The 13,219-nt window shown below is 46.9% G+C and carries 11 protein-coding genes; 3 read left to right on the top strand and 8 right to left on the bottom strand.

Annotation, left to right across the window (positions count from 1 at the left end):
• Positions 1–233: 233 nt before the first annotated feature.
• Both CWB99_RS04370 and CWB99_RS04375 read right to left on the bottom strand, forming a co-directional pair.
• Positions 234–1,937, bottom strand: a complete 1,704-nt coding sequence (locus CWB99_RS04370) for an alkaline phosphatase (RefSeq protein WP_138550766.1) — start codon at positions 1,935–1,937, stop codon at positions 234–236.
• A 95-nt stretch (positions 1,938–2,032) separates the two neighbouring features.
• Positions 2,033–3,229, bottom strand: coding sequence for a cation:proton antiporter (locus CWB99_RS04375; RefSeq protein ID WP_138550767.1), 1,197 nt, complete (start codon positions 3,227–3,229; stop codon positions 2,033–2,035).
• A 383-nt stretch (positions 3,230–3,612) separates the two neighbouring features.
• Here CWB99_RS04375 and CWB99_RS04380 point away from each other — a divergent pair, with 383 nt between their 5' ends.
• Entirely contained in the window at positions 3,613–4,533 is a 921-nt protein-coding gene (locus tag CWB99_RS04380; protein WP_138550768.1) for a manganese-dependent inorganic pyrophosphatase, read from the top strand.
• A 60-nt stretch (positions 4,534–4,593) separates the two neighbouring features.
• Here CWB99_RS04380 and CWB99_RS04385 read toward each other — a convergent pair whose 3' ends face one another.
• The 5 genes from CWB99_RS04385 to CWB99_RS04405 form a co-directional block, all read right to left on the bottom strand.
• Positions 4,594–5,496, bottom strand: coding sequence for a DMT family transporter (locus CWB99_RS04385; protein WP_138550769.1), 903 nt, complete (start codon positions 5,494–5,496; stop codon positions 4,594–4,596).
• Positions 5,497–5,508: 12 nt separating this feature from the next.
• Positions 5,509–6,906, bottom strand: a complete 1,398-nt coding sequence (locus CWB99_RS04390) for an amidase (RefSeq protein ID WP_138550770.1) — start codon at positions 6,904–6,906, stop codon at positions 5,509–5,511.
• Between the two features lie 13 nt (positions 6,907–6,919).
• On the bottom strand, positions 6,920–7,885 hold the full coding sequence (locus tag CWB99_RS04395; protein ID WP_138550771.1) for a hypothetical protein: 966 nt from the start codon (positions 7,883–7,885) through the stop codon (positions 6,920–6,922).
• A 104-nt stretch (positions 7,886–7,989) separates the two neighbouring features.
• Positions 7,990–8,925 carry an NADP-dependent oxidoreductase gene (locus tag CWB99_RS04400; protein WP_138550772.1) on the bottom strand — a complete coding sequence of 312 codons (936 nt, stop codon included), beginning with the start codon at positions 8,923–8,925 and terminating at the stop codon, positions 7,990–7,992.
• Between the two features lie 125 nt (positions 8,926–9,050).
• Entirely contained in the window at positions 9,051–9,737 is a 687-nt protein-coding gene (locus CWB99_RS04405; RefSeq protein WP_138550773.1) for a thermostable hemolysin, read from the bottom strand.
• 265 nt (positions 9,738–10,002) lie between these two features.
• On the opposite strand from CWB99_RS04405, the gene CWB99_RS04410 reads away from it, so the two are divergent.
• Together CWB99_RS04410 and CWB99_RS04415 are read left to right on the top strand one after the other, a co-directional pair.
• Positions 10,003–10,650: an acyl-homoserine-lactone synthase gene (locus CWB99_RS04410; RefSeq protein WP_138550774.1), complete on the top strand. Its 648-nt coding sequence runs from the start codon at positions 10,003–10,005 to the stop codon at positions 10,648–10,650.
• A 148-nt stretch (positions 10,651–10,798) separates the two neighbouring features.
• Positions 10,799–11,533: a helix-turn-helix transcriptional regulator gene (locus CWB99_RS04415; RefSeq protein ID WP_138550775.1), complete on the top strand. Its 735-nt coding sequence runs from the start codon at positions 10,799–10,801 to the stop codon at positions 11,531–11,533.
• A gap of 330 nt (positions 11,534–11,863) precedes the next feature.
• Here CWB99_RS04415 and CWB99_RS04420 read toward each other — a convergent pair whose 3' ends face one another.
• Entirely contained in the window at positions 11,864–13,168 is a 1,305-nt protein-coding gene (locus CWB99_RS04420) for a hypothetical protein (RefSeq protein ID WP_138550776.1), read from the bottom strand.
• Positions 13,169–13,219: the final 51 nt, after the last annotated feature.

Consider the following 13,219-nt stretch of genomic DNA (forward strand, 5'->3'; position numbering starts at 1 on the left):
ATTCTCAAAGCGCAAACTATATCTCTCAATACTCGAAGATCTAACAATATTACAAGTGTAAGTAAGCATTTCTCATGCACACAGACTCACCTTCACCACACAGTTAAAGTGCTCTTTTTCGCTTATTAACGTTTATTTGGGTAAAACAAAAAAGGCCACTGCAATGCAGTGGCCTAACAAGATCTCCAGATCTTACATGTTTGTTATTATGGATTATCCTTAAAAGTCAGTACTTACTCTGCGTCTTGCAGGCCCAGAGCTTTGATCATCTTAGTACCGATGTCGACATGGTGTTGCAGCGTAGAAAACTGCTCAGTCACGCCCGCCGGACCAAAGGCATAGACAGGTACTGGTGCCGCTGTATGCGTGCCAGTACCCCAAACTACGTTTTGTTGCTTCGCCACTACACGACCGATTTTTGCAGTAAAGTCTTCTGTGTCATATACATAGAAGTCTGAGAAATCTTCAAATTTAGGCAGTGGATAGTTGCTACTATTCAGAGCATCTGAGGCATTCACTTTTGCAGCTTCTTCTAATGTCACTGTGTATGGCGTGTATTTCTCAATAGCCTCTTTCCATTGCTGATCTGTCGCATCTGTGTAGTTGTAATCACCATTCACTTCACCCAGCACGTCGTAGAAGGTGCCTACTTGTCCATATAAAGTATCCAGAATGCCCAGCCCACCAAAGTTAAACTTCGGCTTATATTCGGCGCCCTTCATGCCATCACCTGGCAACAACACGCCTTCTGGCTTGTTATGGCTTGAGTAACTAAAACCAAAGCTGCCGGTTTCATGGTCAGCGGTGACCAAGACCAGCGTATCTGTACGATCTTTTGCCCACTCATGAACGGCTTCAACAGCTTCGTCGAACTTAAGCAGCTCGTTCAACATCCAGCCGGCATCATTCGCATGGCCTGCCCAGTCAATCTGGCCGCCTTCAATCATCAGGAAGAAACCGTCTTCATCTTTAGACAGGATATCCAGTGCTTTGACCGTCATCTCTTTTAGAGACGGCTGCGTACAACTGTCATCGGCTTTACAGTCTCTGTAAGCAATGCCATCCGCCATACCTGAGTTGGCAAACAAACCAAGCAGTTTATCGCTATCCGTTTTAGCTAACTGTGCCTTATCAAACGCCAGTGTATAGCCATGCTTGTCTTTCGCTTCAACAACAACATTGCGGTCATCACTGCGCTTCGATTTTTTATAGACACTGGCAGGCATGCCCAGCTCTGCAAGTATTTGCTGATCCGCGGCATCTTCTTTAATATCAGATGGGATAAAGACGCGTGCACCACCAGAGAGCATGACATCGACCATACCGCTTTCTACCATTTCAACCGCAATTTCAGGCTCCAATGAGCGATGTGGTTGGTGTGCTGCAAAGGCCGCTGGCGTAGCGTGTGTTAAGCGAGTATCAGAGACCAGACCTGTCGCTTTGCCAGCTTTTTTCGCTTTCTCAAGAATAGTTTCGATAACGTAACCCTGGTCATCCAGGCCAATCATCTCTGAGCCCGATGCTTTACCAGTCGCCAGCTGAGTTGCTGAACACGCAGAGTCAACAACCAGGCTGCCATTTGCACCATGAGGAGCATTCAGAGACAGACCCAAATGACCACCCGCAGCTAGCTTAGACAGTGCAGTTTGGTTGTTTTTAGTATTATATGTTGAGTTAGGTGCACGGCGAGCATACTCTTCCAGTAAACCAACCTGCTGGGCACCCATACCGTCGCCAATCATCAGGATAACATTCTTAACCTGAGTCACGGCCGTCGGAGGCACTTCCACCTCTTTAATCACTTCGACTTCAACTTCTTTAACCACTTCTTTTGCAACTTCGACTTCCTTTACGACTTCAACCGTTCTGGTGTCATCATTGTTACATGCGGTCAATAAGACGGCAGATACTGCCACTGCTAATAGCTTTTTATTCATTGTAGTGTTCCTAAAACGTAATCATCTGAGCCGCGGCACAGTTTAGGGACACTTGATGACTTTTTTATTTCACCCGAGTGACACTTTTTGTTCGTCTACTGTTGTTTTTTAGTCAAAAAAGAGCCTGCAAGATGGCCGCTGACACCAAAAATAAAAATACTCAGCAATACCGTTGCAGCGGTGATCTTCGTCAGTAGCAGGCTATACGCGAGATTGGAACCCAACAGCATCAGGCTCAGCACCACAGAGGCTAGTCCCTTTGGGCCAAACCAGGCCAGCGTCACCTGCGCCCGCCAGTCTAAACGGGTCGGCATAAGCAGCACCATAACAGGGATAAAACGAAACACCACAACAGCCAGCAGGGCATAAAGCCATATCTGCCATTCAAAAGTAGTAAATAACAGCACACTGGCACTGATCCCAAAGATGACCCACAGGATATAGGCTGCCAACTCTGCTATTTGCTCACTTTCCTCGATTAATTTGTCTTTAAAGGCATCGCGAAACCCATAGTCAAACAACAGGCCGCTGATAAACACTGCAATAAAACCACTTCCCCCCAGTAACTGAGTAAGTGAAAAGATAGCAATCGCAATGCCGATAAATAAAAACGGGCTACTTTTAGCGGCAAAAAAATGATGACGATAGGTCAACTTTATCAGCCATACGGCGGTAATGGTTAACACTAATGCAACAGCAAGTGCAATCCCTACCTCCTGTAAAAACAGCATCAAAAGTGAGTGCCCTGAAGGCGCTTGCGTATGAAGACTGCTGCTTAATAAAAACAGAAACACAGGCACACACAAGCCATCATTCAGACCACTTTCGACATTGATGGCCTCACGAAGTTTCGCTGGTACTTGTTTATCCTGAATAAAGCTCTGACACAGCGCGGCATCAGTCGGTGTCAACATGATGGCCAGAATCAGCCCTGCCAACCAGGGCAGTGAGAGTAGCCAATGTGCCCCCAGTGCGGCCAGGCCCATAGTCAAAGGCAGCGCCAGCAGTAATAACAGGGGAAGTTGATAAGAATGTAGCAGCACTCTGAGCCGGGTTTTTGCAGCATCAGAGAAAAGAAAAATGGCCAGGATCAGCTCCACCAGCGGCAAAAACTCACGCAAGCTCTCCAGACGCAGCGACAGTGATCCCTGGAAGTACCATCCCAACGCACAGCCAAACAGCACAAACCACATCGGCCCGGTAAACTCCGCCCGCTTCAGCTGGCGAATAGCAATGGAATACAAGAAAATAGCCAGCCCCAGCCAGGCCAGCACCAGATAAGCTTTTTCCATTTAACGCCTCCTTGGCCCTACCAGAACAAACATATGTGTTCAGTAATGTAGCGATGAAACTTAGGATAATCAATTATCTGGTTCATGTGTGTTCACCCAATATGAGTGAACACACAAAGCTGCCTATACTCAGTTGGCGCGGCGGTACCAAAGTTCAATTAACTTACCATCCCGTTTGCTTGCACTCAGAACAGGCAAACCAAACTCATCGAAAAGAAAATGCTCTTCAACATTGCCTTCTCCTTTTCTTATCCAAATGCCATCGTCATAGTGCGTCTCATAAGATGACACGACATGAAAAAGCTGCGATTAGCCCCGCTTATGCTGTTTTCTTGTGGTTAATTTTTGCTAGAATGGCTCCAAATTTTTTTGGAGAACCGTCAATGGCAATGTATGTAGTGGGACATAAGATCCCTGACTCAGATTCAATTTGTGGTGCAATTGCACTGGCTTACCTGAAAAACCAGATCGGTGAAGAAGCAATCCCAACCCGTTTGGGCGATGTCTCTCCTGAGACTCAGTTTATTCTGGACCGCTTTGGCTTTGAAGCGCCGGAGCTAAAACTGAGTTATGCGGGTGAAGAAGTCTATATCGTTGACCATACCGAAAAGACTCAAGCCCCGGATGACATCGATGAAGCAACGGTTGTCGGTGTGGTTGATCACCATAAACTGGGTGACCTGACTACCTCAACACCGCTTGAATGCTGGATCCGTCCGGTTGGCTGTAGTAACACCATCATCAAAATGATGTATGACTTCTACGGCGTAGAGATCCCAAAAGGGATCGCAGGTCTGATGATGTGTGCCATCCTAAGCGATACCGTGATCTTTAAGTCACCAACTTGTACTACCGCGGACATTAAATGTGTTGAAGCGCTGGCTGAAATTGCAGGCGTAGAGGACTTTAAAGCTCTGGGCATGGACATGTTCAAAGTAAAATCAGCGGTTGAAGGTACACCGGCACGCGATCTGGTTATGCGTGACTTTAAAGACTTCAACATGAATGGCAACCTGGTTGGTATTGGCCAGCTGGAAGTGATTGACCTGTCTGTATTTGATGACATCAAAGCCGACCTGGAAGCTGACATTGCTAAGCTGAAAGAAGAAGGCGGCCGTCACTCAGTATTACTGCTGCTGACCGATATCATGAAAGAGGGCTCACAAATGCTGATCGCATCTGACGACGAAAGCATTGTAGAAAAAGCCTACCAGGTCACCCCTGAAAATAGCCGGGTATGGCTGGATGGCGTACTGAGCCGTAAAAAGCAGGTCGTTCCGCCACTACAGGATGCATTTGCATAATCCGCATTACTGTCGGTAACCCTAAATTAAGCCCTGATCATATCAGGGCTTTTTTGTTGCTTAGCTGTTGTGTACCGCTGACGGCGTCTCTTGTGACGCACTGCCGCGTTTGCCCTGATACTGGTAGACGAAAATCGCAAACATGATAATCGCCAGACTCACGAGGATCCGTGAGTCAAATGCCTGATCCGTCACCAGATAAGACAGTAATACCCCAACGGTTGGTACCAGATAATTGCTGAACGAAGCAAATGCAGGCCCTTTACTCATGATCAATTGCATAAACAGAATATAGACCACACCACCACAGAACACACCGAGATAACCACTGGCAAGCAGCGCATCGACACTTATCTGTGTGACATTAAGATCCGCAAACAGCATCGCTAACGGTAGCAACTGTAATGCGGAGAGAGCGATAACATCACGGGCAACTACAACCGGATGCAAATGCTCAAGCTTTTTCACCAGAATTAAGCTCAGTGCAAAGCTCAGTGCTGCGATAAAGATGGCCGCGGCACCGACAAACTGGGATGCAGATTGCGCCTGCAGCTGAGGTAAAAACAGATAAAGCAAACCGGCAAAACCAATTAATCCGCACAGTATGCCTTTGACGCTGAAATCGCTGTCCTTCAGCAACAAAGGCGCCAGCAAAATCGTCAGCAACGGATTCATACCTGTGATGACAGCAGCGTGAGACGCCGCCGTCGTTTGCTGGCCCCAGGCGACCAGTAAGAAGGGTAAAGTGGCTTCCAGCAATCCAATCACAAACAGCAATCGCCAGTGACCTGGCTCACGCTTTAAGCCCAGAAAATAGCAAGCAACAATCAGCACCAGTGCGCCAATGGTGGAGCGCAATGCTGCGATCCACAAAGCTGGCATGCTCTCAAGGGCAATGGCGTTAAAAATATACTGGGATCCCCACAGAAAACCACACGCCACTAACATAATCATATATTTCATCAAAGACTCCTTTTATTTATTGGTTGCGTCCGATTGAGAAAAGGCACGCTCCAGTACCGATGCAACCGCCAGCACCTGATGCTCACACCACAGCTGCCCAACCACCTGTACCCCAATCGGCAAACCGTTATTATCTTCTCCAATACAAACAGTTGCCACAGGTTGGCCACTTAAGCTGTAAGCCATAGTAAAGGTGTAGTTGTCGATCTGTCTTACTGAGTGTCCGTGGGCTTGTGCCGTTGTGGCACTGACCGGGCACAAAGTGATTGGATAACGCTGGCTAAAGGCCTGCATTGCGAAATTGTACTGATCCCACTCACGCAGTCGGCCACGCAATTCAGTGACCGTCAGCTGACAAGACGATGCAGACTCCAAAAAGGCCTCAAACAGGGGTGACAATGCTTTGCTCCCCATTAATTTCGCCCCCTGATACCAGCTTTGCCCGCCATCAGCACCAAAAGCAATCATCTCGAGAGCCAGCGACTTAACCTTATTCAGGCATGCCGGCGCGTCATTGGTCACTGAGCCAACAAACGGGGCAAGTGTATCGACAGCACGTCGCAATGCCTGCCCGATCTCCGGCTGAACTTCGCACCAGCCATTATTTTCATACCAGGCTACATCCAGCGTCGAGATATCGCAGCGCTGATAATCCTGTACGGGCACAGGCATCGTATTCGGGTCAATGCCATCTGGCCCGGCAATGATCTCCAACAGTAACGCCACGTCATCAATGTAACGACCCATAGGCCCATAAGACGCTGACCTTACGTGCAGACTGGCCCCTTCCATGGGCACCCGTCCGGTTTGTGGTAAACGACCTTGTGTGACTTTTAGCCCGGCAATGCCCACCATGCTGGCAGGAACACGGACACTGCCCATAGAATCTGAACCGAGTCCGGCTGGCGAACATCCCGATGCAATAGCAGCCGCTTCACCCCCACTGCTGCCACCAGGTGATAGTTGCGAGTCAAGTGGATGATTGGTTCGGCCATAGATCAGGTTATCCGTCTCGAACGCCATCAGTAATTCAGGCACATTGGTAATGCCCAGAATAATGGCTCCTTGCGCTTTAACCCGCGCAACTATGGTGGCATCTTCTTCGGCCACAAACCCCGTCAGACCCTCCGTCCCCATGGTGCAGGGGAAACCGGCGACCTTACACATGTCTTTGACTGTCATGGGCACACCATGCAGACGACCCAGTGGTGCGCCACTACGTACCTTTTCGTCCGCGGCTTGTGCCTGTGCAATCAGGTCTTCGACCCGGGCCACCTGAACAATGGCATTCACTTCGCCATTATGTTTTGAAATCATATCCAGATAATGACGCACCAGCGCTTCACTTGATAGCGCACCAGACGCTATCAAGTCAGCCTGAGTGCGCAATGATAAAGTTGCAATATCCACTCAGACCTCCGGCTTACTTGGCATTTAGTGGCTGGTCATACTGGATCTTCTCCAGACCATTAATAGGGAACATGATTTGATCGTGGATCACGATGCCAGGTGGTTGCGTGCTTTCGAACACACTGCCATCTTTGTCAATAACCGTTGCAGGCGCTGCGGTAATAAAGGAAGAGGCACCTGTGATAGAGGCATTCGGGTGATAACTGATGATCAGATACAACAGTGAGCTGCCATCCTCAGTAGGCAGTAGCGGACAGCCGTTAATTTCTTTTTCATAGCGCGCATTACCGCGTTTGTCCGTGATAAATACATTCGGCAGACCACCAAAAGGCTGTACCACTAACTCGCCAGCCCGATCCCAGACCGCCAGCATCGAGTACATAGAATTGGGAAACAAGTGCTTGAATCTGGCCACCGTTTTCGCCGAATTATCGTTATAACACTGAAACTTGTAACGACCACGCGCTTTAGACCAGGAGCCTAAGGTGATCTCTTCTTTCGGTCCGTCGAAGAAGGGCACAGGATTCGAGTGCTCTGGTAAACGGCGCTCGATGTAGCCATGATTACCGATCAGATCGACATAAGTTGGCTTGTCCATAATGGGGCGATTTTTAAGTCTGGGATCGGCATCTGGCATGTCCAGAAAACTCTGTAACCAGGCTACATTGATAGGATCGGTCGTGGAGGCAAGAATGGTATCAGCCTCACAGTTCGCTGCACTTAATGGCTTGGCGTCCAGCGCCCCCGGCGTTGGATCGAATTCGCCAACAAACTGAAAAGACAGGTCGTTAAGGCTATCGTAAGCCGCTGGGAATTCAAATAATTTACGACCACAGTAGTTATTTACCCCTGTGGTTAAATGACCTTTTACAGTGCGTTTAGCAATGATTTGTTTGTCGTGTTCACTCTGCTGGGCTTGCGTTTGAGGTGCAGCATACAATCCGGTGGCACACAGCAGTCCGATGATCAGTTTGTTCATGGTTTTGTTCCTTTTATCCTATTGGGCTAATAGCGCATCTGCGGCTCCAAAAACGACTGGTATTTGCCAGGACTAAGAGTGAGCCGCAATATTGAACTGAAAAATTAAATGCTAATGACAATCTTGCCGCGCACATGCTCGGTTTCTGATAAGGCATGGGCTTCGCCGATGCTTGTAAAAGGCATTTCAACAATTTCCGGAAGCTTAATTTCTCCGTTGTCAATTAATGCGCCAATCTCACTAAGCTGGCCACCGTTTGGCATCACCAATACGCGCTCATGCGCGAAGTCATATCGGGCTGGTAACTCGTGTGTCTTGAGTGTTGAAATATATTTGCCAGTTGCTTTGACTGTGTCGTAAATACCGGCAACATCGTTGTCGACAATATCAAAGACCACATCAAACTGACCCAGAGATTGCAGATAGTCCGGTGTGTTGTAGTCAACCACTTGATCTGCGCCTAAGGTACGCAAGTAGTCATGGTTCTTTGCTGATGCAACCGCTGTAACGGTGGCACCCAGACGCTTTGCAAACTGCACAGCGAAGCTGCCAACACCGCCACTGGCACCATGAATAAGGATCGATGTCTCAGAGTCGATATCAGCCAGTTGATTGATCGCCTGCCAGGCGGTCAAAGAGGTAAGCGGGACAGATGCTGCTTGTGCAAAATCCAACTTCTGTGGTTTTTTCGCAACCAGCGCAGCATTCACACTAATATACTGTGCATAAGCACCGTCTTTGGTCAGATCGCCAAACGCATAGACCGGGTCGCCAACCTGAAAGCCCGTCACGTGCTCACCGACTTTAGCCACGGTTCCAGCAACGTCCCAGCCCAGGATCAAGGGCAACTGATGAAGCTCTTCTTCTGCTAACCAGCCTTCACGGACTTTCCAGTCAACCGGATTAACACTGGTATATGCCACTTCTATCAGTACGTCGTCCTCAGCAACGTTGGGCAGTGCGACCTGCTCTTCAAGCAGTTTACTCTGCCCGCCGTATTCGTGAATTCTGAGGGCCTTCATAGTCGTGATGTTCGTCATATTTGCTCCTGATTAAATGTAATGAATCAACCAGTCATATGCTAATACGACGCTGTTTTTGTGCACCTGTCCAGGCAGTCAGGTTTACCCGGAAAGGCCATTTGGTGACGTTCAGGCTGCACCTTTCAGGCAGCCACTTCCAAATGATTCAGCACCTTTCCATGCTCATTCAACCTCAACTCAGCGACCTGATATTTGCCAAATAGCAAAGGCAAAGTACTTTGCAAGCTGGCGGCCAGATCCACTAACAACACTTTGGGATTATGTTCATAATAGCGCCCCCAGGTAGATTGCTGCTGTTGTGGTAACATCTCGACGTTAGCCCGTGCCACTTCATGGAAATAAAACCCCAGCCGGGCAATCATTTTTTCAACGATGGGAGTAACAGTCACTAAGGTATATTTCTGACCTTTTGACCACATAATATAAGGTAAGGATTCCAGTAGTTTGAGCGCACCCCCTCGTCCCTTAAAAGACGAGAATGCCCCAATCTCACAAATTTCCTGACGAGACAGCTCTATGCCCAATGTATCGAGTACATGTGTTTCAATATTATCTCCTTCTATATATTGCTCCGAAAATAACGCTTTGTTTGCCGCATAAGTAATCCCATAGGCCGCCAGATACTCTTCACAACCATTGGCGCTTTTTTTCAGTGAGACGAACTCGTCGACCTTAGGTTCAATGATGGCCTCATGGACCAGTTCATAGTGACTCGCGACCAGCTGCTTAAGAATAGAAAAACAGGATGAGTCAGGGTTTATGGTATTAATTGTGGACAGTGTTTGTGTACAGTTTTCGATTGCAGTCATGATATTTCCTTTATGCTAGTTTGTGATTACCTGTCCACTGTACTGCCTTCTCCCCATTACAGATACAACGCAATATTTCGTTTTATTTCATACAATTACATGTCACACTGATATATTTCAGGACCTTTCACTGTCCAACAGTACAGCTGCCCATTGGATCGGTTATGCGATTTTTAGCGCTCCCTATAATGGGTCGTATTGAAGCAACACGGCTTAACAAAAAACGTACTAATGCGAAACGGCTTAATTAAAAAGGAACTGAACCATGACTAAGGCAATCTCAATCATCGAAAACAACTGGCAGGTACTGGTAACACGTGCATCAAACAAGCTCATTGACTGCTTTAAACTCAGACACAGTGTTTTCTCTGAAGAACTGCGTTGGGTAAAAACAGAACAAAGTAAAATGGAAATCGATAAATACGACTTTGCCAGCACTCATGTCATGGCCTATCAGGAAGATACTGTGAAAGGTTACATGCGTATCACTCCTGAGCACTCGCCCTGGCTGCTGAATGACACATTTAGTTTTCTGATTGAAGATAAAAACTATCAGTTTGAGAAAAACAGTGCAGAAGTAACACGTCTTGCAGTCGATATCATTTCTCGTGATGCCAAGGTAAAAGACACCTTTACGGTATGTGACCTGTTGATAAAAGGGTTACTGGCACATGCACAGCAAAATAATATCCAATACTGGTATATCGTTGTTTCAAGACAGATTTTGTCACTACTAAAACGTAAAGGTCTGCCATGTGAAGTACTGGGTAAAACAGTGACTATGCCAGATGGTGTGAGAACCGTTGCAGCCAAAATTGATGTCCGCCAGTTTATTTCTGCTTGTAACCAGTTTTATCTGACAAATACCGCACCGGAGCCAGTAGTAAATATACCTTACCTGCAAGCCGCATAAAATAAATTTAAAAGCCGGGCTTGGTTACCATCCGTTCCAGTAACCAAGCTGTACCCGGGACAAAAACTTCACAAATTAACACTTGACTAACTATGCACTCACCATAGAATAAATATTCTCATTAAAACGTAACTATGGTGTGCTTAATATGATTGATAAGGATAAATTGATCCAAACGCTGGATTTTGTCGATAGCTGTGTAAAATCGGAAAATGACAGTACTTCAGTAAATAACTTGTTTAATAAATTAGACAAACTCATTCCCATCAAAACCGCGATTTTAGCTATCGATGTACAAAATCAATTCCAACTTACAAGCCCCTCTCAATTATTTTCCTACAACTTGAGCAACGAGTGGCAGGATATCTATTTTCAACGTAAGTTCTATCAACAGGACCCCGTGCTTAATGCGCTGTCTCAAAGTAACCAGGTGGTTGACTGGCAAAGTGCGTTTCAGTTCTCTCCCAAAAAAGAGCAGTACTCCAGTGATTTTCAGTTTTTATCTCAGAAATATGTGGGTAGTCATGGCTTGTCTATTGTTGTCAATAACCACAGTGGCTCTACCTTACTGTCTATTTCGACCGAGGCCATAACCAATAAAGCAGACGCACATATCTTGTCTTACATCGCGCCACATTTTCACGAACTGTTCTCACGTGATGGTGAGAACACACGACGAAAAATTGGCATGCCACAACTGTCCAAACGAGAGCTTGAAGTCTTGCAATGGGCCAAAGAAGGCAAAAACAATGGTGATATTGCAATCATCCTCAGTATATCTGAGCGTACAGTGAAGTTTCACTTGTCTAATATATTCACTAAGTTGAATGTGGTAAACCGCTCTCAGGCGATAGCGAAAGGCATGAGCTTCGGTATTATCTAGGCAACCCGCCCCTTAAAAAGAAACAAAATATATTTTGTTACAAATAATATATCCACAAAAATAGCGAGCCCTATTTAAGTGGATATATTATTTTCAAGATCACAGTTAGAATAATACTAGCTTTTATTGAAGATAATAGAAAAATACCATTTGCAGCAACAATTCTTGCTTCAGCAGACATAACAAAGAAAAATAAAGCATACCAAATATTGAAATTAATCGTGTGCCATTATGGTGCATTATTTACACTTGATTCACGAACTCACATAGGCGTTATACTTTTGTAGTTATTCCACAGATACAGAAATACAACGCCCTGTCGTCACAATATTAAGCAGCCATCGCCTGCTCGTCAGGTTCAGACTCCGCTATCTGCCAGTTTTCAATAACGATTTCACAGCTGTTCCCTTTGAGAACTTCAACATGGCCAAAGTTAATGCGCAGTGCGCCCTGCCTGTAGGCGCAAGGTTCAAATACATCCAGGCCCAGATTTTTTGCAGCATCGTTAAGCTGTTTCTTCGCACGGCACAGTTTGACATTAAACTGAGTTTCATTGTCACCTATCATACGGTGCAATAGTTCCCGCTCAACCCAGCCTGTCAGTAATGGATCGACTTTTTCGCCCTCTTCCCAGGCTTTCATCGCTTGCTCATGGTATTCGCGCACCAATAACAGCAGGATATAGTGATGTACACGCTCGCCCAGATCCACACTCTGAGAACCACGCTTGAGCAACAAGCGCACATGCCAGTCGTTGTCGCTGACCTCAAAACACAGTGAGACTGGCGTGTCATTTTTTATCGCCGGCGTCATTTGCACTTTCTCAGGTACAGCAGCGGGAGCTGGCGTAACTTGCAGTGCTTCTTGCTCTACAAATGCCTCATCACCACCGAATAAACGTAGACAGATATATTTTTCGAGCAGTGCCAGGTCAAAGAACCGCTGATAGTCACCATAGCTTTCCAGCACGGAGCCGATTGCCAGAGCGCACCGATCTCGATTAAAAAAGTGTGCACTCACCTGCAAATAGTTACAACCGTGCTCTATTGCACGCAGTGCATTATCATGGGCGTCAATATTAGCAGAATAAAAGATAAATTCCGTACTCAGCTCATAGGCCAGTGCTTTGGGTGCCAGCCACAGCATAAAATTCTCAACCCCCGCTGGGCGAAACCCGCCGAGGCAATCTTCAAAGGCGATCCGATCGCTGCCAACCATGTCGCAGACCCGCAACGCCTTTTTAAGCTCCTGGCTGCCAATACGATAAGCCTCTTGCAATACCAGTCTGAAGCGAAAGACTTTGTGCGTCAGTGCCGATTCAAGTGTATCGATCAGCTCAGCGACCCGCACTTTACATGCCAGTAACTCAGGTTCAACACGCACATAACATAACCGGGGTAAGTCCTCGCCTCCGTCCTCCAGCATCTGTTGCAACTGTGCTACTGTCATCGTGCCCCAGACGTCGTCCATACAGGCATCGGCCCCGGACCAGACTATGTCTGCAAATTTCGCCTGTTTACTCAGAGCCAGCAGTTCAGCCGCAACCGGCTGCTCTACACGTTCAACAAAGCCCTGAAATGTGACTGGATACAGCTGCCTGTTCCAATTCTCCACCTGTTTTCGAACGCTTCCCATTTGTTGCTCTCCTTTTAATCCCTCATAATCTCGACGGTAAACAGAACCACA

The sequence above is a fragment of the Pseudoalteromonas rubra genome, from assembly GCF_005887095.1.
Classification (GTDB): Bacteria; Pseudomonadota; Gammaproteobacteria; order Enterobacterales; family Alteromonadaceae; genus Pseudoalteromonas; species Pseudoalteromonas rubra_E.